At 70.5% G+C, this 20027-nt stretch carries 19 protein-coding genes and 1 tRNA gene; 13 read left to right on the plus strand and 7 right to left on the minus strand.

Going from position 1 to position 20027, the window contains the following annotated elements; translation table 11 throughout:
* Nucleotides 1-49 precede the first annotated feature (49 nt).
* On the minus strand, nt 50-4132 hold the full coding sequence (locus SRB17_RS19170) for a WD40 repeat domain-containing protein (protein WP_153540295.1): 4083 nt from the start codon (nt 4130-4132) through the stop codon (nt 50-52).
* 733 nt (nt 4133-4865) lie between these two features.
* Between SRB17_RS19170 and SRB17_RS19175 the strand changes: the two genes are divergently transcribed.
* On the plus strand, nt 4866-5348 hold the full coding sequence (locus tag SRB17_RS19175) for a hypothetical protein (protein WP_153540297.1): 483 nt from the start codon (nt 4866-4868) through the stop codon (nt 5346-5348).
* Between the two features lie 106 nt (nt 5349-5454).
* Entirely contained in the window at nt 5455-5643 is a 189-nt protein-coding gene (locus SRB17_RS19180; RefSeq protein WP_153540299.1) for a ferredoxin, read from the plus strand.
* A gap of 27 nt (nt 5644-5670) precedes the next feature.
* Here the strand turns inward: SRB17_RS19180 and SRB17_RS19185 are convergent, their stop codons facing one another.
* Nucleotides 5671-6450, minus strand: coding sequence for a glycosyltransferase family 2 protein (locus SRB17_RS19185; RefSeq protein ID WP_323375930.1), 780 nt, complete (start codon nt 6448-6450; stop codon nt 5671-5673).
* A gap of 169 nt (nt 6451-6619) precedes the next feature.
* Entirely contained in the window at nt 6620-6976 is a 357-nt protein-coding gene (locus SRB17_RS19190; RefSeq protein ID WP_153540304.1) for a DUF6344 domain-containing protein, read from the minus strand.
* A 349-nt stretch (nt 6977-7325) separates the two neighbouring features.
* Between SRB17_RS19190 and SRB17_RS46400 the strand changes: the two genes are divergently transcribed.
* A complete protein-coding gene (locus tag SRB17_RS46400) occupies nt 7326-7454 on the plus strand; it encodes a DLW-39 family protein (RefSeq protein ID WP_003999697.1) in 129 nt (42 codons plus the stop codon).
* A 337-nt stretch (nt 7455-7791) separates the two neighbouring features.
* Nucleotides 7792-9081 (plus strand): hypothetical protein, encoded by a 1290-nt coding sequence (locus tag SRB17_RS19200; protein ID WP_323375935.1) that lies wholly within the window; start codon nt 7792-7794, stop codon nt 9079-9081.
* A 308-nt stretch (nt 9082-9389) separates the two neighbouring features.
* On the opposite strand, the gene SRB17_RS19205 is transcribed toward SRB17_RS19200, so the two are convergent.
* Both SRB17_RS19205 and SRB17_RS19210 read right to left on the minus strand, forming a co-directional pair.
* A complete protein-coding gene (locus tag SRB17_RS19205) occupies nt 9390-10862 on the minus strand; it encodes a serine/threonine-protein kinase (RefSeq protein WP_153540308.1) in 1473 nt (490 codons plus the stop codon).
* 247 nt (nt 10863-11109) lie between these two features.
* Nucleotides 11110-11658 (minus strand): helix-turn-helix domain-containing protein, encoded by a 549-nt coding sequence (locus tag SRB17_RS19210; protein WP_153540311.1) that lies wholly within the window; start codon nt 11656-11658, stop codon nt 11110-11112.
* A gap of 184 nt (nt 11659-11842) precedes the next feature.
* Here SRB17_RS19210 and SRB17_RS19215 point away from each other — a divergent pair.
* Nucleotides 11843-11915 (plus strand) — tRNA-Ala (locus SRB17_RS19215).
* 307 nt (nt 11916-12222) lie between these two features.
* Here the strand turns inward: SRB17_RS19215 and SRB17_RS19220 are convergent.
* Entirely contained in the window at nt 12223-12948 is a 726-nt protein-coding gene (locus tag SRB17_RS19220) for a DUF5324 family protein (RefSeq protein ID WP_323375936.1), read from the minus strand.
* A gap of 281 nt (nt 12949-13229) precedes the next feature.
* Here SRB17_RS19220 and SRB17_RS19225 point away from each other — a divergent pair, with 281 nt between their 5' ends.
* Entirely contained in the window at nt 13230-13760 is a 531-nt protein-coding gene (locus tag SRB17_RS19225) for a peptidylprolyl isomerase (RefSeq protein WP_323375938.1), read from the plus strand.
* Nucleotides 13761-13918: 158 nt separating this feature from the next.
* Complete coding sequence (locus tag SRB17_RS19230; RefSeq protein WP_153540313.1) at nt 13919-14812, plus strand: rhomboid family intramembrane serine protease; 894 nt, start codon at nt 13919-13921, stop codon at nt 14810-14812.
* Between the two features lie 248 nt (nt 14813-15060).
* Here the strand turns inward: SRB17_RS19230 and crgA are convergent, their stop codons facing one another.
* Nucleotides 15061-15315: a cell division protein CrgA gene (gene crgA / locus SRB17_RS19235; RefSeq protein ID WP_323375939.1), complete on the minus strand. Its 255-nt coding sequence runs from the start codon at nt 15313-15315 to the stop codon at nt 15061-15063.
* A 152-nt stretch (nt 15316-15467) separates the two neighbouring features.
* On the opposite strand from crgA, the gene SRB17_RS19240 reads away from it, so the two are divergent.
* Genes SRB17_RS19240 through SRB17_RS19265 form a run of 6 tightly spaced genes read left to right on the plus strand, consistent with a single transcriptional unit; the run spans nt 15468 to nt 19830 of the window.
* Nucleotides 15468-16256 carry a DUF881 domain-containing protein gene (locus SRB17_RS19240; RefSeq protein WP_153540315.1) on the plus strand — a complete coding sequence of 263 codons (789 nt, stop codon included), beginning with the start codon at nt 15468-15470 and terminating at the stop codon, nt 16254-16256.
* 54 nt (nt 16257-16310) lie between these two features.
* The gene (locus tag SRB17_RS19245) at nt 16311-17021 is read left to right on the plus strand and encodes a class E sortase (RefSeq protein WP_323375940.1); all 711 of its coding nucleotides are present in this window, start codon (nt 16311-16313) and stop codon (nt 17019-17021) included.
* A gap of 52 nt (nt 17022-17073) precedes the next feature.
* Complete coding sequence (locus tag SRB17_RS19250) at nt 17074-17235, plus strand: hypothetical protein (RefSeq protein WP_153540319.1); 162 nt, start codon at nt 17074-17076, stop codon at nt 17233-17235.
* Nucleotides 17232-17870, plus strand: a complete 639-nt coding sequence (locus SRB17_RS19255; RefSeq protein WP_323375941.1) for an aminodeoxychorismate/anthranilate synthase component II — start codon at nt 17232-17234, stop codon at nt 17868-17870. The genes SRB17_RS19250 and SRB17_RS19255 overlap by 4 nt, the downstream gene beginning before the upstream one ends.
* On the plus strand, nt 17867-19048 hold the full coding sequence (locus tag SRB17_RS19260) for a class E sortase (RefSeq protein WP_323375942.1): 1182 nt from the start codon (nt 17867-17869) through the stop codon (nt 19046-19048). The genes SRB17_RS19255 and SRB17_RS19260 overlap by 4 nt, the downstream gene beginning before the upstream one ends.
* A gap of 29 nt (nt 19049-19077) precedes the next feature.
* On the plus strand, nt 19078-19830 hold the full coding sequence (locus tag SRB17_RS19265; protein ID WP_323375943.1) for a class E sortase: 753 nt from the start codon (nt 19078-19080) through the stop codon (nt 19828-19830).
* Nucleotides 19831-20027 lie beyond the last annotated feature (197 nt).

The raw sequence follows: 20027 nt of genomic DNA on the forward strand, positions 1-20027 counted from the left end.
CGGAGGCCTCGCGGGGGGAAGTCGGGCGGGAATAAGTCAGGTTGGCCGATCAGTGCTCGCACGGAGGGTCGTAGGAGAGGCGGGGCAGGTACTCGTGCCACTTCGGTGGGGTCAGTACGCCCTGGGTGACCGAGCAGATGTGCTCGATCGCCGCGCCAGAGTCCAGGCTCCACAGGCGGACCGTGTCCGTGCCGCTGGAGACCCCGAGGACGCGGCTCTTGGGGCTGAAGGACAGGAACGTGCCCGACTTGGCGTTGGGGCTCATCGACTGGCCGATGGGGGTCGCCGAGGCAGGGTTGCCGACGTTCCACAGCCGGACCGTGTTGTCGTTGCCGCCGCTGGCCAGAACATGCCCGTCGCGGCTGAACGTCAGCAACTTGACCGCCTCGGTGTGGCCGGTGAGCGGCGCGCCCAGCGCGGTCGCCGAGGCGGGGTTGCGGACGTTCCACAGCCGGACGGTGTCGTCGTCACTGCCGCTGGCCAGAACCTGGCCGTCCGGGCTGAAGGCGATCGTGTTGACCGGGCCGGAGTGCTTCGTCAGCCGGCCGAGCCCGGTCGGCCGGGACAGGTCGGTGACGTTCCACAGGCGGATCGTGCTGTCCGCGCTGCCGGAGGCGAGCGTGTGGCCGTCGGGGCTGAACGCGAGCACGTTGACGTAGCCCCGGTGGCCCGTCAGCGGTCTGCCGAGCGCCACGGGGTGCGCGGGGTCGGCGATGTTCCACAGCTGAATGGTGGTGTCGTCGTAGGCGGTGGCCAGGGTGCGGCCGTCCGGGCTGAAGGTGAGCGTGCCGGGTCCGGCGAAGCGCGTCCGCAAGTGGATCGGTGAGCCGGCGGCGACCGGGTGGGACGGATCGCTGACGTTCCACAGATACAGCGACTGGTTGTTGGTGAGGACGGCGAGTGTGCGGCCGTCGGGGGAGAACATCGGCGCGCGGTGGCCGCCGTCCGCCTGCATGAACGGCCTCCCCAGCGGCACGGGCCGCCCGGGCTCCGTCACGTTCCACAGCCGGAGCCTGCCGTCCCGGGCCGCCGTGGCCAGCACCCGCCCGTCCGGCCGGAACGCGCCGGTGCGGCCGATGATGTCCGAGGTCGGCAGCGACCACAGGCGCACCTTGCTGTCGCCGCTGCCGGTGGCCAGGGTCCGCCCGTCGGGGCTGAACCCGAGGGCGTACATCTCCCCGCTGCTGCCCGCGAGCGGCGCCCCGACCTGCGAGGGGGACGACGGATCGGTCACGTTCCACAGGCTGGCGGTGCTGTCCGCACTCGCGGCGGCGAGCCGGTTGCCGTCCGGGCTGAAGGCCACCGACCAGATCGGGCCGGTGTGTCCGGCCAGTGGCGAGCCGAGCGCGGACGGGTGGGCGGGGTCGGTGACGTCCCACAGCCGGATCGTGTCGTCCGCGCTGCCACTGGCCAGCATGTGCCCGTCCGGGCTGAACGCCACCGAGTGCACGAGGTCCGTGTGGCCCTTCAACGCGGTGGGGTACGGCTTCGCGCGGCGCGGGTCGGCCACGTTCCACAGCCGGATCGTGTCGTCGTCACCGCCCGCCGCGAGGGTGCGCCCGTCAGGGCTGAACGCGACGCTGCGCACGGCTGCGCTGAACCCGCGCACGGTGCCGACCTCGCTCGGGCGGCGCGGGTCGGCCACGTTCCACAGCCGTACCGTGTGGTCCTCGCCGGCCGAGGCCAGCGTGCGTCCGTCGGGGCTGAAGGCGACCAGGTAGATCGTGCCTCGGTGCCCGCTGAGCGGCCTGCCGAGCGGCTTGGGACGGGCGGGGTCGGTGACGTTCCACAGCCGGATCGTCCCGTCGTCGCCGGCGCTGGCGAGGGTGTGCCCGTCGGGGCTGAAGACGGCGCTGCTCACCCAGCTGGTGTGGCCGGTCAGCGGCCTGCCGAGCGGCTTGGGGTGGTGCGGGTCGGCCACGTTCCACAGCCGGACGGTCCGGTCGTAGCTGGCGGTGGCCAGCGTCCTGCCGTCGGGACTGAAGGAGGTGAGGTAGACGGCACCGGTATGGCCGGTCAGGGGGGTGGCCAGCGGCGCGTTCACGATCGAGATGAGCCTGCTGTACGTCCCCTCGTTGCCCGGGCGCAGATGGTGGGCGACCAGATCGAGCTGGGCGGCCAGGGACGGATCCGTGCGCTCGACCCGGTCGGCCTCGGCGAGGACCTGCTCGAAGACGGCGTCGTCCCGCTGCTGCCAGGCGATCACCGCCGAGCCGCCCGCGACGAGGGACAGCACCACCAGCGCCGCCACCGCGGACCGGCTGATCCACACCGTGCGCTTGCGCAGCCGGACCGCGGCGGCCAGGAACTCCACCGCGCTGCGGGTCAGATACGTGTCCCCGGCCGACCGCGCCCAGCTGCGTGCCTGCTCCAGCCGGGAGCCCCGGTAGAGCAGCGAGTTGTCCCGGCCCGAGTCCTCCCAGGCCCGGCCGTCCTCCTCCAGCCGCTGACGCAGGAGATGGTCGTTGCGGTCGTCGTCGATCCAGTGCCGCAGCCGGGGCCAGGCGTGCAGCAGCGCCTCATGGGTGATCTCCACGGTGTCCGAGTCCAGCGTCACCAGCCGGGCCCGTACGAGGGCCTCCAGGGATTCCTCCGTCTTGCCGGGGTCCGCCGACTCCTCCGCCAGCTGCCGCCGGGTGCCCCGCCGCCGCGTGGCCTGGGTGTCCTCGCCCAGCCGGACCAGGCGCAGCAGGAGCAGCCGGGCCGCCGCACGGGCCGCGGGGTCCAGCCCCGACCAGGCGCGCTCGGCGGTCGCCGCGACCGCCCCCTGGATCCCGCCCGCCGCCCGGTAGCCGGCCAGCGTCAGCCGTCCCGCCTTGCGGCGCTGCCAGGTGGCGAGCAGGGCGTGCGAGAGCAGCGGAAGCACGCCCGCGTCATGTGCCCCGCGCGGTCCGTCGGCGCTGACCTCGCGGACGATCAGCTCGGCGAGTCCCGGTTCCAGCTCGAGACCCACCGCCTTGGCCGGACCGGTCACTGCGTCGCGCAGTTCCGTGCTGGTCAGCGGGCCGAGGACCATGTGCCGGTGCTGGAGCGCGTCGGCCAGTTCCGGATAGCCGAGGCACTGCTCGTAGAAGTCGGCGCGGATGCCGAGGACGACGAGCACCGGCGCCGGCTCGTCCGAGTCGGCGGGCGGGGTGCAGGCGGCGTGCAGGAGCTGGATGAACGCACGCCGGTCCGCCTCGTCGGGGCAGAGGGTGAATGCTTCCTCGAACTGGTCCACGACGACGACCGGGCGGCACTCGGCGGACCCCTCGCGGCGGGCCCACTCCGACACGGCCTCGCGGGCCGCCCGGGACACCAGGGGGGAGTCGGAGCCGGGAACCGCCGGATTCTCCGTGGCCTCCTGTTCGGCCCGGCGCGCGTCGGCGGCGACCGTGCCGAGATCGGGGATACGGCGAACCAGCTCACCGAGGGGGTCGGCGCCGGGGACGAGGTGCAGGACGCAGTCGGCGGTGGTTTCTTGCGGAGCCTGGGGTGGTGCGGCGCTTGTGGGCGGTGTGCCGGTGCCGGGTCCGTCGCGCAGCGCGCCGCCGCGTACGGCGGGGACCAGGCCGGCGTTCAGCAGGGAGGACTTCCCCGCTCCCGAGGCGCCCACCAGCATCACCAGGCCGCCGGTCCGCTCGGCTGCGCGGAGCTGGTCGATGAGCGCGCCCGTGCTCCGTTCCCGGCCGAAGAACCACCGGGCGTCCTCCTGCCGGTAGGGGGCGAGCCCCCGGTAGGGGCAGACGCCTCCGGAGACGGGCGGGGCCTGAGCGGGAGACCGCCGGTTCTCCTCGGGGGGCGGCGCGGGACGGTCGCCCACCGGGTCGGCCAGCGCGCGCTCCCACAGCCGCTGCCAGTGTGCGAGGTCGTACAGGCCTGTGGACACCGGCGCGGGCCGCAGCCGTCGTGCCTCCGGTATCAGGATGTGCAGCACGGCCGCGAGGGCGGTGAACTGGGCCGGCACGTTCTTGGCCCGGCGCCAATCGCTGATCCGCTGGGCGGACACCCGTACGGCCCGCCCGCGCTCATCGACCCGCTGCAGCCGTACGACCGCCTCGGCGACGCTCTTGAGGGGAGGATTTCCAGCCTCCTTGTACAGCAGCGCGAGGCGCTCGGCGAAAGCTGTGCGTGCCCCTGAGTCGGAACTCAAGGTCCCACCCCTTTACGTTCCCCCCGCATCTGGACGTCCGGACCGGAAAACCCACCTTATACGCCTGACCTGCGGATAAGAGCCGGACCGGATGCCATGGTCTCCTCGCCGCGGGCTCCAGATGGCAGGATCCGGACCCGGTAGCGGTCCCGTCACACACCGTCCGGACAGGCCACGGCCCCGCGCCCGGACGGACAGCCCTTGGCGCCGAAGGATCTCGGCCAACTTCAACGAAGACTCGCGAGCGATGTTCGGCGAGGCCGTACGAGCCCTCCGGACCGGCTCCGTTCTTCGACCTGTGCCGAGCCGGCGCGGCACGGGTTGGGGCACCTCGCACCGTTCGGTACCGGTCCCCACGAGGGGAGGGACCGGTGCCGGGCGGGCGAGGGCAGCGGTGGGGTGTTCGGGGCCGGCCGGTGGATGTTTCACGTGAAACACCGCTCCCATGAAACACCGTGCGATATCGGACGCGCGCGGCCATGTGTCTCTCTCTGCCATCGCTTCCGCTTCTGTGTCAGCTGGCCGTCGTGTGCACCTCGAGCCACCCGGCCGTGCGGGCCGTGGCCACCGCGTGACGTGGCGCTCGGTCTCCTCCGTGACTGTTCCGGCCGCCGCTTCCTGGAAGCGCGGCTGTGGTCCGGGCCTGGCCTGGATATCTGACGGCCCGTCAGTTACGGTGCCTGTCGGTGGCTGTTCCCGAAGGTGAGCGTCCCGTTCCGAAGGGGTGAGTGTCATGCACAAGCGTCCCCCGTGCCCGCGACCGCCCGGCGCTCCGCGCTGGGTCGCGATGTTCCACCAGCCCGCACAGGGCTCCTGGACGGTCGGCGCCGAATCCCCCGACCGGGCTCCCGTGCTGTACGCCATCGGAGACATGACACAGACCGTACGAGCGCGCGGCGAGGAGGTGACGGTCGCACTGTGGGGGCCCGAGGACGGTGGCTGGCACCTCTTCGACACGGCCGCCGGTACGGCCTCCGCTCCCGCCCCGGCCACCTCGGCCGGTCGGCCCGCGCCCGGCGCCGGTGCACCGGCCAAGCTCGCGGAACGTATGACGGACCGCCGGCACCAGGTGCTCATGGCCGGTCTGAGCAAGGCGGGCCTGTACGAGCTGAGCGCCGAGGACGGCGAGGCGGTGCGGACGATGGCCGACCTGCTCGACGAACCCACGGTCCGCCGGGTGGCCCACTGGCTCTCGATCGCGGGCGGGGAGGGGTAGCGCGGGCAGGCCGGTCCAGCTGGCGGTAGCGCGAACAAGGCCGGTTCAATGGGCGGTTCGCCGGGCAGTGACGTCCAGGAAGCCACCGTCCAGGGCTGGAGGACACATGAAGGTCTCCGTCGACCGCTCCCTGTGCTACGGCTCTGCCGAGTGCGCGCACCGGGCGCCGGCCGTGTTCGCGTTCGAGGACGGCTACGGCGTCGTACGGCCCGGCACGGACGAGCACGCGGACGACCCGCAGGTCCGGGAGGCGGCCGAGAAATGCCCCTCGCAGGCGATCGTGCTCACGGAGTAGGAACCCGGAGGGCACTCAGGGAGTGGCTCACGCGGTGGACGGCGTGGTGACCGGCCCGGCCGGGTAGGACCACGCGAAGTCGGCCAGTGCGCGGGCCCGGGCCTCGGCGACCGCCATCCGGGCCGTGCGCTCGACGGGGTCGACATGGGACGCCTGGCCCGTGACCTGCCCCTCCCACTTGCGGTACAGCAGGCCGACCTCCGCCGAGAACCAGCCACGGCTGACCGCGTCCAGCGCCAGCAGCAGTCCCGTGTCCTCGGACGCCGGCAGGGCCATCCAGCCGCCGAGTGCGATGAGCAGCTCCCGCCGGACGCACAGGGTCGCCGGATGGACCGGTGCGCGGAAGTCGTTCCGCTTCCAGTGATCGAGGACGAGACCGCGTTCGAGCGGGCCGTCGCCCGGATCGCCGGGGAAGCCCACCGTCGAGCCGTCCGGCAGCAGGTCCACGGCCCGGGACGTCGTCCAGCCGACGGTGTGGTGCGCCTCCAGCACGGCCACGTCGCGGGCCAGTGCGCCCGGCGTGAGCCGGTCGTCGGCATCCAGCACCTTCACATACGCGCCCCCGGCGCGCGCCAGCGCGATCGTGCGGGCGACTCCGGGCCCGCCCGGCCGGCCCTGGCCGAAGCTCACGCGCGTGTCGTCCGGGACGTACGGGCGGACCTCGTCCGTCGTACCGTCCTGCTGGATCACCCACTCCCACTCCCAGCCACCGGGAAGCCGCTGCTCGCACAGGGACGCGTAGGCGTCCGGCAGGAAGCGCGCGGACGGGCCGTGCACAGCGGTGACAACGGTGATGCGCCGGGTCACGGCAGCACTCACCACCTTTCCGGGGTGTTGTCGGTCATCCTCCCAGTCATACGCCCCCACAACAGCGCGAGACCCCCGGCCGAACCCGGCCGGGGGTCTTTTTCGTGTCGACTGGTGCGTACGCAAGTCGCCTGGTGTCGAGACGTTGCGGTACTGCGGCGGGCGGGGCTCAGCAGTCGAGCCTGGCCGCCGAGGACTCATCGGAGGTGGTCGCGGTGTCCGCCTGGGTCTCGGTGAGGGGACGGTGCCGGCAGCTGGGGGACTTTCCGTGGGCCTCGGCCCGGATCCGCTGCTTCATCGTGGGGGGCAGGGCGCTGGCGTGGGACCAGGACCAGTGACGTGGCGCCGGGATCATCGGGATCGTCGGGATGGTCCGGTGCGCGGTGCCGGTGCTGGGGCCCTCGTTCTTGGGAGCGGCCGCCGCGGTCGTGGCGGTCGTGGTGGTGACGAGTCCGAGCGCCGTGCACAGCGCGAGGAAGGCGGTGACGATGGCGGTCCACAGCTTCATGACCTTGTTCTGGGTCATGGCCCCTCACTTTCGGGTTGGGCGATTTGCGTACTTTGTTCATGATGTGTATGTGGGCCGCGAAGTGGTGGACCGACGCCCGTGGCGCGTCGATGTTCCGATGAACACCACCCGGATGGCCGCAAGAGGATCGGGAAAGCCCCAAAACGTGGTGAGGGCGAGCGAAGGGGGAGCAAAGTAACCGTCCGTGGGGATGTGATCACCCTCCGATCGGAATGGCGCCGGACCTGGCCTAATGCGCTGCCGGGGGCGGGAGTTGGGGCCCGGCGCAGGTCACCGATCGATATCGGTCGGTGTGTATAGTCGGGCGGCAGAGGTCCCCTACGTCAACGAAAGACGAGGTCGCGCGGTGAAGAAGCTGCTCCTGGTCGCACTGGCCGCCATCGGCGGGCTCCTCGTGTACCGCCAGATCCAGGCGGATCGCGCCGAGCAGGATCTGTGGACGGAGGCGACTGACTCCGTGCCCACGGGTTCGTGAGTGCCGATACCAGAATCTGAAACAGGCCCCGACCGCCGTTCGCGGTCGGGGTTTTGTGTTGTCCGGGGTCGCGTTCAGACGTGCGGCGAGGCCTCGTGTCGCCGGTCTTCGACAGGTGGTGTACGCGTCTCCCGGCGGTGCCCCACAGATGAATCCGACGGTGCGGGCGTTTCGGACGGCCGCGCGGATTCCCCGGATGGCGCAGGGGCCCTCGGGGCAGGATGGGCCACGGCCGGACACGCGGGTGCGGAGGGGGCGGCAGGTGCGGAGGCGAGGGCGTACGACGCGGTGGCAGCGGGGTGGTCGGCCGACGGGTGCCGGAGCCCGGGTCGCTGTCGTGACCGCCGTGCTGTGCGCCGTGGCCGCCATGCCGGGCGGGACGGCGGCCGGCGGTGAGCAGGGGACGTACTCGGGGGTGAACGCGGCGGCGTCCTCGGGGGCATCACCGGGGACGTACGCCTTCGCTCCGGACGCCCGGTCGGTCACGGGCGCGGCAGGCACAGCCGACGCCCCGCGGCTGGAGGCCGGCCGGACCTACCGCAGCTCCCTTCCCGGGAACGGCAAGCTGTACTACCGCCTCGACCTCGACGCCACGTCCGACGCGTACGGCTCCGTCACCGCGATACCCCGGGCGGGGACCGAGGTTTCCGCCAACGACGGCATCAAGGTGTCGCTGCAGGACGCCGACCACAGCTCGTGCTCCGTCCAGGCCACACGGTTCGGAACGAGCCGCAGCGCGCATCCGGTCGCCGCGTGGGGGACGCGCGAGGCCTCGCGTGGCAGTGTGTTGTGCCAGGGCGCCGGCACCTACTACTTGGTCGTCGAACGCGCTGATGCGGCGACGGCGTCCCCCGACGCCTGGGACCTCGAGATCGCCGTCGTCACTGAGCCCCGCCTGAAGTCGGCGGAAGCGCCGAAGGCGCCCGAGGGCTGGGACTCCGCCTCACCACAGCCCATGACGGGCGACCCGGTGGAACGCCCGGGCGGGGCCGGGTTCGCCAGCGCACGGCCGCTTGGACAGGGTGTATGGCGCGACGACCTCACGCCCGGGCAGACCGCCTTCTACAAGGTGCCGGTCGACTGGGGACAGCAGCTGTACGCCACGGCCGAGCTTGGTGGTTCGAGCGGCGCGAGCGGCTATGTGAGCGGTGCGCTGACCATGACGCTCTACAACCCCGTGCGCGGTTACGTCCAAGAGAGGAACACCGGTTATGACGGCCGCCAGGTGTCGTACGCCCTCGCCGTCCTGCCGCCGGTCAGGTACGCCAACCGTTATGCCATCCCCGAACAGGTCAGGACGATGCGCTTCGCCGGCTCGTACTACCTGGTCGTCCATCTCGCCGCGCAGGTTGCCGACGAGGCGGGCCAAGGTCCCCGCCGAGTGACGCTGCACGTGCGGGTCCGGGGTGCGGCGCAGGCAGGACCCGGGTACGCCGGGTCGTCCGAGCCGCGGGGCGTGTTCGACGTCACGGCAGGGGACTTGGTGGCGGCGGGAGGTTCAGGCGGTGACCGCGGCAGTGACACCGTGATGACGGCTGTCGCCGTGTCTGGGATCGGCGCGGGAACCGTGCTGCTGGGCGCGCTCGGAGTGTGGACCGTGGCGGCCCGACGGCGTTCACGGGAGTGAGTGACGAAAGGATCCGTCTTCTGCTCGTCGCTCACGAACTGGGCCGGTCAGGACGACATCACGGCGTGCGGCCATACGTCTGCTTGGTGGATTCAGGCCGACATCGGGCGTTGGATCGCCAGGGCCCGCCTCAAGGTGACCTCATGCGGCACGCGAGTTCCTTCCGCTCGGTACGGGTCGAGGGGAGCGGGGAAAGCCCAGCCGCGCCATGACCAGAACCGGGATCGCCACCTTCGGGGGGCGGTCCCGGTCGGCGTCGCGGGGCTGTGAGGGCGAGGACGGAGCACGTGGTCTCCCCGATGCCGCGCTCAGATGCGGGTCAACGCCCAGATCCCTATCGCGTAGCAGGCGAGCGCGAGGAGCAGCACCGGGATCGCCACCTGCGCCGGGGGGCCGGGGCGACGGCGGGTGAGGCGTCGGGCACGGTGCCGGGCGGGGAGCTGAGGGGCCGGCTGTGGAAACGGCTGTGGCATTGCCCGCGCGGATCGTGGAACCTGTGGGTCCCGAGCGGTGTACGAAGCCGTGGAGGCATCGCCGCCGGGCGCTTCCGGAGCGGGAAGCGAAGAGGTCGCCGGGACGGGGTGCCAGGGAGCGTACTGCTGGGGGGACGACCGTGGAGGCGCGGGGGCGTCCGGAGAGGCGGCAAAGGCCCCTGTGGTGGGGATGGGCGGCCCCCCGGCGGGGTGTGAGCCGTGCCGTGCCTGCTGTGCGTACGACTGGGGACTCGGGGTCGGCTGTGGGGGCGGGAGATGGAAACTACCGGTGTCCGACATCGAGGGAAGCGGGGTGTGCTGCGTCCCGTTGCCGCTCAGACGGGGGTCGGCCGGCTTCTCCGTGCTCCCCGTGCCGTCGGTGTCCGTGGCCGACTGCGCCTCCCGCACGTGTATCCCGGAGGCGCGCTTGAGCGGGCCGTCGGGACCGAACCCCGGTGGGAGCCGGCCGAGTTGGTCGAAGATCTCGATCAGCTCGTCGTCGGGCTCCGGCTCCGGCAGGACTTCCGCCGCGGAGGCGAGCGCCTTGCGCGCACCCGTGGCGGTGCCGAAGCGCGCGGCCGGGTCGGGCTGGAGCAAGGTCGCCACGACCTGCCACAGCGGTTCCGGGATGCCCTTGGGCGGCCCGGGCGTCCCATTCTCCACGAAGTGCTGCACGAGCGCCTTGGCGTCGGGCTTGGCGCCTTCGAGCAGATACAGCGCGACCAGGCCCACGGCGAACAGGTCGGCGGGAAAGTCGGGTTCGGCGCGGAGTATCTGCTCGGGCGCGAGGTAACCCGGCGTGCCCACCACGAGGTTGGTCTCCGTCAGACGGGGCTCGCCGAGCCGCATGGCGATGCCGAAGTCGGACAGCCGCAGCCGCGGCCGACCGGTCCCGGTCGCCTCGAGCAGGATGTTGGCGGGCTTGATGTCCCGATGGATGACACCCTCGGCGTGCACGGCCGCGAGACCGGACAGCAGCTGGTCGAGCAGGGTGCACACGAACGCCGGCGGCAGCGGGCCGTAGTCACCGACGAGGTGGACCAGGGAGCCCCCGGCGACCAGGTCCATGGTGAAGAGCACCTTGTCGTCGTCGGCGGCCCAGCTGGCCGGCGCGAGGACATGGGGGTGGTCGATCCGCAGGGCCTGCTCCCGTACGAAGCGCAGCAGGGAGTGGGCGTCACGCTGCTGAAGCACCTTGGCGGCCACATAGCGCCGTCGGCGGTGGTCCCAGGCACGCCACACTGCGCCCACGCCCCCGCGTCCGATCGGGTCGGCCAGCTCGTACCGGCCGGCGAACACCTCACCCATGGCAGCCCATCGCTCCTCCCCCGGAACCAGCGCCGGTCCCCTAGCCCCTTGCTTCCCCCCGTTCCCCCGGTCTCCCCCTGGTCACCCCTGTGATGAGTGACTGATTTCCCCCGTGACGAGCGATACGCCCCCGCTCCCCGTTCGAGGACCGGCCCGCCCCCATGGACCGTCTCGTGCCCAGTCCCCCCGCACCGGACTCGGCGCCGGCCCGGCCCCCGGACCCCCTCCGTGGACCGGGCCGTGGACCCTAGTTCTGGTGGGACTGGTAGTGCGCGACGGCGTCCGAGGTGCGGCCGGCGCCGTAGACGCGGAGGAACTCCGCCAGCTCGGGATGCGCCGGCGCGAGGCTGTCCGCAGCGTCGATGATGTCGCCCGCGGCGGCCACCGACCGCAGCAGCGACTGGATCTCGCGGACCACCCGCTTGACCGTCGGCGCCCCCGAACCGCTCGTGGTCTGGGTGGTGTTGTTGAGCACAGAGCCCCCCTGCGACTTCTTGATCTCGTCCATGCGCTCGGTCGCCTCGGCGGCGCTCACACTGCCGTCCGCGGCCTGCGCCGCCAGCTCCTGCAGCAGCTGCACCCGCTGGACCACAGCGGGATTGCCGATCTTCGCGCGCTGGCCGCTCATCAGCTGCGAGAGCATCGGAGCGGACAGTCCCAGCACCGCCGCGAGACGGGCCTGGTTGAGCCCGAGATCGTCGATGAGCTTACGGAAGAGCGCCCCCAACGGCTCCCCGTACCAGTTCCGCTGCAGCTCCCGCGCTCTCGCGGTGGCTTCCTGCTGTGCGGCGTCCATTGCGTCTCCCCATCGCTTCCCCTAAAGACCGCGCGGTTCGCTGTAGCGAACCACGTCGAGCATCTTACGGAGCGTGGTCATGCACGGGGACCCCCAATCTTTTTGCGGGATACCGGGGGTGACCCGGTACTCTGGTCTGCGGCGCCCACCGGAACGCGAGATCTCCGGCCGGCCGCTGCATCCCGGGGCCTTAGCTCAGTTGGTAGAGCGCCGTCTTTGCATGGCGGATGTCAGGGGTTCGACTCCCCTAGGCTCCACCCGGAAATGCCTCCCGACCTGCGGAAACACAGGCCTGGGAGGCTTTTTTCAACTCTGGGCCGCCGACTGTACTCACTGTGTTGAGGCGGTGACACACGGGAAGCGGGCCCGCTGCCCGAACGGCCGAGGATCCGGGTCGGCGGCCGCGGCGGACAAGCGAGTCACCGAGGACGAAGTCCGGTTGCCACACGGGCTGCCAGCCATCGGGCGGCGGTTTCACGTGAAACAGACCGTGGGTCAGACGAGTATCAACTCGACTGACCCACGGCCTGTTTGACGGCCGACGTGATGTGATTGCGTCCGGTACTACTGCTGGTCGTCCTGGTTCGCGGCGTCGTCCTCGGCCTGCTTCGCCTGGACCTCGGGGTCCAGGGCCGACGCGCCGCTGCCGTCCACCGAACTGATCCGGCCGCCCGACTCCGGTACTTCCGTAGCGGCAGGCGGTTCGACCAGCCAGTCAGGATTGGCCTGCTTGTCCCACCACTTCCAGGCGGCGAAGGCACCGCCGGCCAGCAGAGTCAGCAGTGCCAGCCCCTTCACGGCCCGGCCGGCCCTGCACCGACGCTCGTGCCGGCGGGCCAGCTTCTGGATCTCCTCAGCCGAGACCTGACCACGCAGGGCGGCCAGGGCGGCTGCGCCACGCGCGGCGGCCTCCTCACGGACCGGAGCGGTGGCGGCCACGGCCTGCTCGATCCTCGGTCGCGAGTACTCGGCCGCCTGACGCGAGTACTCGGCGGCCTGCCGTGCAGCCTTGCGGGCCCGGACGGCGGCCTCCTGCGCCGCCAGATCCACCTTCGGCGGCACATGCGCACGAGCCTGTTCCAGACGCGGGACGAGCCGGGCGTCGTACTGCATGCGGGCCTGTTCGGCTGCCTGAGACATCACGGGGGCAAGCCGTACGCGTGCCTCCTGCGCGTAGAGCGCGGCACGCTCCTTGGCCGTGTCGGCGTAAGGCGCCACCACTTCCGCGGCGTGCAGCACGCTGTCCTTCGCCGAGCCGGTCGCGGCGCGCACGCTGTCGATGCGGGTCACGGGTTCCTCCTCCTCGGTGGCGTACGGTATTTCGACTTTCCACCCTTTTACGGATCATGCCTGCCGACGGACCACGCGGCATGCGAGGGCGGGCATATGGGTGCTGATTGCTCCCTTCGGAGCCATTCCGGTAATTCCCGGGCAACACGATCCTGCCGTCGACACTGCCACGAATCACCGGCGAGCGCTGCCTTACGGGCGGAACTCGTGGCCGCCGGGCGACGTACGGGCCCGACCGTGCGAGGATCGGGGAGTCACAGGAAGACAACGGAAGGCAGATCGTGGCCGAGCAGCTTTACGCCACCCTGAAGACCAACCACGGCGACATTGTGGTCCAGCTTTTTCCGAACCACGCGCCGGAAACGGTCAAGAACTTCGTCGAGCTGGCGCAGGGCGAGCGCGAGTGGACCCACCCCGGCACGGGTGAGAAGAGCAAGAAGCCGCTCTACAACGGCACGATCTTCCACCGTGTCATCAGCGGCTTCATGATCCAGGGCGGCGACCCGCTGGGCACCGGCATCGGCGGTCCCGGCTACAAGTTCGGGGACGAGTTCCACCCGGACCTGTCCTTCAACAAGCCGTACCTGCTGGCCATGGCCAACGCCGGCCCGGGCACCAACGGCTCGCAGTTCTTCATCACCGTCGCCCCGACGACGTGGCTGAACCGCAAGCACAGCATCTTCGGCGAGGTCACCGACCCGGCCAGCCAGAAGGTCGTCGACGCCATCGCCGCCCTGCCCACCGGTCGCAACGACCGCCCGGCGAAGGACGTCGTGATCAACGAGGTCGTCGTCGAGAAGCGCGAGGGCTGAGCCCACCGCTCCCCGAACCGTCCCCCAGGCAGGCGCCGGGAAGCCCCGGAACACCGGAACCTCCCGCAGGGAACAAAACGCCCCGCTCGTCCGTACCAAGGATGAGCGGGGCGGGGCATTGCCGGGGGCAGCCCCACGACGACCGACAAGGGGAACCGATGGACCACGCCGAAGGCAGCACGCAGGACGCCGCCCACCGCGTGCCCGTGTGCTACCGGCACCCGGACCGTGAGACCGGTGTGCGCTGCACCCGATGCGAGCGCCCCATCTGCCCCGAGTGCATGGTCAGCGCCTCGGTCGGCTTCCAGTGCCCCGAGTGTGTACGCGGCGGCAGCGGCACCGGACACCCACCGACGGCGTCCCGGCCCCGCACGTTCGCCGGCGGCCCGGTCACAGCCGACCCACGGCTGCTCACCAAGGTGCTGATCGGCATCAACCTCGCCGTGTTCCTGGCGCAGCTGGCCGTGGGCAACAGCCTTGCCGACCGGTTCGAGCTGATCGGCAGGGCCCAGTTCTCCCCGTTCAGCCCCGTCGAGGGCGTTGCCGAGGGGCAGTACTACCGCCTGCTGACCTCGATGTTCCTGCACGGCGGCTATGCCCACATCCTGTTCAACATGCTCAGCCTGTGGTGGATCGGCGGCCCCCTGGAAGCGGCCCTCGGCCGCGCCCGCTATCTCGCGCTGTACTTCGTCTCGGGCCTGGCGGGCAGCGCGCTGACCTACCTCATCGCCGACCCCACCCAGCAGTCCCTCGGCGCCTCCGGCGCGATCTTCGGCCTCTTCGGCGCGACCGGCGTGCTGATGCGCCGGCTCAACTACGATCTTCGTCCGCTCGTCGCCCTGCTGGTGATCAACCTGATCATCACCTTCACCCCGGCCATGCACATCGCCTGGGAGGCCCACATCGGCGGGCTGGTCGCCGGTGTCGCCGTCGGCTTCGCGATGATCCACGCTCCGCGCGAGCGGCGGTCGCTCGTCCAGTACGGCGCCTGTGCGGTCGTACTCGCCGTCGTGGTGGTTCTCACGCTGGTCAGGACCGCTCAGCTCACCTGATGCCGAACCGTTGTCCACAGGGTGTGGCGGATCTTGTGCACCCTGTGGGGGCACAGCTGTGCCCCCTGTCGCTCGGATGCGTTTTCGCAGGTCGGGCAGGGGGCGAACAGATGTATGAGGGTCGGTTGGCCGGTCACACCGGCGTCAACGCCCGATGAGTTATCCACAGATCGTAGTTTCTTTTCCCCAGGGAGATTGTGGACAGCTTCCTGGCCTGTGGATAACTCGGCGGATAGCCCTGGGCAGAGCTACTTCCACTGGGTGGAGACACCGAAGCCGGCGGCGATGAAGCCGAAACCGACCACGATGTTCCAGTTGTCCAGTGCGTCGATGGGCAGCGAGCCGCCGGTCACGTAGAAGACGACGATCCAGGCCAGTCCGATGATGAACATGGCGAGCATGACAGGCGCGACCCAGCCGCGGCTGCCCAGCTTGATCGCCTGCGCCTGCTTCGCCGGCGGCGGCGTGTAGTCGGCCTTCTTGCGGATACGTGACTTCGGCACGAGGGTCTCTCCTGTCGATGCGCTGCGTGGCCGCGCAGGTAACCAGTTCGGGCTCGGGGCAGCGTACAAGGGGCCGACATGGCGGCTCTGTGTGTTCCCCCGGGCGTCCGTTAGCGTAGTGCTTCCGCGGCGCCGAAGGAGATAAGGGTACGTTGAGCAATTCTGCCGACTCCCCCGGGACGGGGGCAACGGGTTCCGGCCCTGGCCGCGGCCTGCGTGTCCGCCCCGTGCGGATGCTCACGGCGGCCGTCTTCGCCCTCGCGGGGCTGATCTTCTTCACCAGCTTCAACACGGCCAAGGGCACCGACATCCGGCAGGACGGCTCCCTGCTGAAGCTGTCCGACCTGATCCAGCAGCGCAGCCGCAAGAACAAGGAGCTGGACGAGTCCGACGCGGCCCTGCGCGGGAGCGTGGAGTCCCTCGCCGAGAGCGACGACGGCAGCAGCAAGGCGCAGGACCGCAGGCTCAGCGGGCTGGAGAAGAGCGCCGGTACCCAGAAGCTCACGGGTCACGGCATCACCGTCACCCTCAACGACGCCCCGCCCAACGCCACCGCCAAGCTCCCCGGCTATCCCGAGCCGCAGCCCGACTACCTGGTCATCCACCAGCAGGACCTGCAGGCCGTGGTGAACGCCCTGTGGCAGGGCGGCGCCCGGGGCATCAAGGTCATGGACCAGCGGCTGATCTCCACCAGCGCGGTGCGCTGTGTCGGCAACACCCTGATCCTCCAGGGCCGGGTCTACTCACCGCCGTACAAGATCACGGCGGTCGGCGATCCGGACACGTTGCAGCAGGCGCTGGCGGCGAGCAAGGCGATCCAGACCTACATGGTGTACGTCAACGTCTACGGCCTCGGCTGGAAAGTCACCGACGACGGGACGGTGACTCTTCCCGGCTACTCGGGCACAGTGGATCTGCACTACGCGAAGCCCGTGCAGTAGCCGGCAGCAGCCCTGCGCCGGCCGTCCGCCAGCCGTCCGTCAACGGAGGCGCCGGTGCGCGTGATCGTCCGGACCGTCAGCGAGCTGTGCATCACCGTCGGCACTCTGATCGTGCTCTTCGTCGCCTATGTGCTGTTCTGGACGGGAGTGCGGGCCGACGGCGCCATGAACGACCAGATCGACCAGCTGCACCGGCAGTGGTCGAAGGGGAGCGTGGGGCCGACGACCGTCCCGGGCAAGAAGGCGAGCGCCGAGGGCGAGCAGACGGTCTCCGTGACGAGACCCGAGCCGTACCGCTACGGCAAGGCCTTCGCGATCATGTACATCCCGCGGCTCGGTTTCACGTGGAACAAGCCGGTCCTGGAGGGCACCGGCCGGGACGTGCTGGCGAAGGGACTGGCCCACTACGCGGGCACCGCCCAGCTCGGCCAGGAGGGGAACTTCGCGGTGGCCGGTCACCGGCGCACATACGGCGACCCGTTCCTGGACTTCCCGAAACTGCGGCCCGGGGACGCCGTCGTCCTCACGGACGGGACGACCTGGTTCACGTATCGGATCGACAAAGGGCCCTACAAAACCGCGCCGACGGACGTTGAGGTGATCGACCCTGTGCCACGTAAGTCCGGGTACACGCGTCCCGGCCGGTACCTGACGCTGACCACGTGCGATCCGGAATGGGGGCACAGTCACCGGCTGATCGTCTGGGCGCACCTGGACTCCACGCAGTCTGTGGAGGCAGGCGAACCGAAGGCTCTGCGCCGTTAGTCTGGTGGCGTACGGCGTGAGTCAGGTGCCGTGGGGATACGGAAGGAACGGCATGTACGGCTGGATCTGGCGGCATCTGCCGGGCAACGCGTGGGTGAGGGCGCTGATCTCCCTCGTCCTGGTCCTGGCCGTGATCTACATCCTCTTCCAGTACGTCTTCCCGTGGGCCGAACCGCTGCTGCCCTTCAACGATGTGACGGTGGACAACCAGTGAGTGCGCGGATTCTCGTCGTCGACAACTACGACAGCTTCGTCTTCAACCTCGTCCAGTACCTGTACCAGCTGGGTGCCGAGTGCGAGGTGCTGCGCAACGACGAGGTGTCGACAGCGCATGCCCAGGACGGGTTCGACGGGGTGCTGCTCTCGCCCGGTCCGGGGACGCCGGAGGAGGCGGGCGTGTGCGTGGACATGGTCCGGCACTGTGCCGCCACCGGTGTGCCGGTCTTCGGCGTGTGCCTCGGCATGCAGTCGATGCAGGTGGCGTACGGCGGTGTGGTGGACCGGGCGCCCGAGCTGCTGCACGGCAAGACCTCGCTGGTGGAGCACGCGGGCAAGGGCGTCTTCGCGGGCCTGCCCACGCCCTTCACGGCGACCCGCTACCACTCCCTGGCCGCCGAGCCGGCGACGGTACCGGCCGAGCTGGAGGTGACCGCCCGCACCCACGACGGCATCATCATGGGCCTGCGGCACCGTGAACTGCCGGTCGAGGGAGTCCAGTTCCACCCCGAGTCGGTACTGACCGAGCACGGGCACCGGATGCTGGCCAACTGGCTGGTGGAGTGCGGCGACCAGGGTGCCGTGGCGAGGTCGACGGGGCTTGCCCCGGTGGTGGGCAGGGCCACGGCGTGACCGCGCTGCGCCCGGAGCGCGAGACCGATGCCTCGTACGGGGATCAGTCGTACGGGGCTTCCGGTGCGCTTGGGGACTGGGACGCGCTGGGCGCGGCCGGTTCGGTGGGTACGGGCGGTGCGGCGGGCGCGGGGGGTGCGGCGCGCCAGGGGTCGTACGCGGGCTCCTACGGGGGATCGTACGAGGAGTCGTACGAGGGGTTGTACGACGAGCCGTACCGGTCCGCGCGCGTTCTGGACGACGAGACGATGGCGCTGCGGCTGCCCGAGCCGCCGTCGAGCCCGGAGAGCGAGCCCAGAGGCGCCTCACGGGCCGCTGTGGCCTCTTCCGGCTCCTCCGCCAACGATCCCGCGGTCGGTGGCCGCGCCGCCCGCAGAAAGGCCGCCAAGCGGCGCGGTGGGCGTCATGGCGGCGGACGGGAGGCGGTGCCCGCCGGGACACCGGAGCCCGGCCGGCCGTTGTCCCGGGTGGAGGCGCGGCGGCAGGCGCGGCTGCGCAAGCCGAGCCCGGGCGTGATCGCGAGCCGGGCGATCGGTGAGGTGTTCATCACGACCGGTGTGCTGATGCTGCTGTTCGTGACCTATCAGCTGTGGTGGACCAATGTCCGCGCCAACGCGCAGGCGGGCAGCGAGACGCACCAGCTCCAGGACGACTGGGCGAGCGGCAAGCGCAACCCGGGGGTCTTCGAGCCGGGGCAGGGCTTCGCCATCCTGCACATCCCCAAGCTGGACGTGGTCGCGCCGATCGCGGAGGGCGTCAGCACCGAGAAGGTGCTCAACAAGGGCATGGTCGGGCATTACGGCGAGGCGCCGCTGAAGACGGCGATGCCCGATGCGAAGACCGGCAACTTCGGTCTGGCCGCGCACCGCAACACGCACGGCGAACCGTTCCGGTACATCAACCGGCTCAAGCCCGGTGACGCGGTCGTGGTGGAGACGCAGGACACGTACTTCGTGTACAAGGTGACCTCGACGCTGCCGGTGACCTCGCCGACCAACACGAGCGTGCTGGATCCCGTTCCGAGGGGTTCGGGCTTCACCAGGCCCGGCCGCTACATCACCCTCACCACCTGCACGCCGGAGTTCACCAGTAAGTACCGGCTGGTCGTCTGGGGCAAGATGGTCGAGGAACGCCCGCGCAGCAAGGGCAAGCCGGACGCGCTCATCGAGCAGGGCTGAAGCGAGTAAGGGCAGAGGCAGAGGAAACTGTGGCAGCGACCGCCGACGACACCGAAGAACACACGGACGCGTCCGACCCGGAGCCGGCCGCGCGCCGTCGGCGTCCCGGGCGGATCGCCATGGCGGTCAGCGTCCTGGGTGAACTCCTCATTACCGCAGGCCTGTTGCTGGCCCTGTTCGTCGTCTACTCGCTGTGGTGGACGAACGTGATAGCGGACCGCAAGGCGGACAAGCAGGCCGACAAGGTCCGCCAGCACTGGGCGCACTCCACCGACTCCGCTCCGGGTGCGCTGGACACCAAGGACGGCATCGGCTTCCTGCACGTTCCGTCCATGAAGAACGGCGTGGTGCTGGTCGAGAAGGGCACGAGCACGGACGTCCTGAACAACGGCGTGGCCGGCTACTACACGGACCCCGTCAAGGCGACCCTCCCGATGACCGGCAGGACCGGCAACTTCACCCTCGCCGCCCACCGCGACGGGCACGGCGCGAAGTTCCACAACATCGACAAGGTGAAGAAGGGCGACCCGATCGTCTTCGAGACGCGGGACGACTGGTACGTCTACAAGGTCTTCTCGATCCTGCCCGAGACCTCGAAGTACAACGTCAAGGTCATCGACCAGGTCCCGAAGGAGTCCGGCGAGAGGAAGCCGGGCCACTACATCACGCTGACGACGTGCACGCCGGTGTACACCTCGGAGTACCGGTACGTGGTGTGGGGCGAGTTGGTCCGCGTGCAGAAGGTGGACAGCAAGCGGACGCTGCCGAAGGAACTGCGCTGACAGACCCCCTTGCAGGGGGTCTGTCACTTAGCATGACGAAGGCCCGAAGCCGCAACTACGCTTTGCGACTTCGGGCCTCTTCGCGTCAGGCCGTGCCTATTCCAGGACCTTCAACGGCTCCCTGGCGCTCCATTCCTGGCGATCACGGTGACGGGTGAGCCGGGGAAGGGCGACCGGGGCTGACGGGGTCTTCCGGG

Source organism: Streptomyces sp. RB17 (assembly GCF_009604455.1).
Taxonomy (GTDB): domain Bacteria; phylum Actinomycetota; class Actinomycetes; order Streptomycetales; family Streptomycetaceae; genus Streptomyces.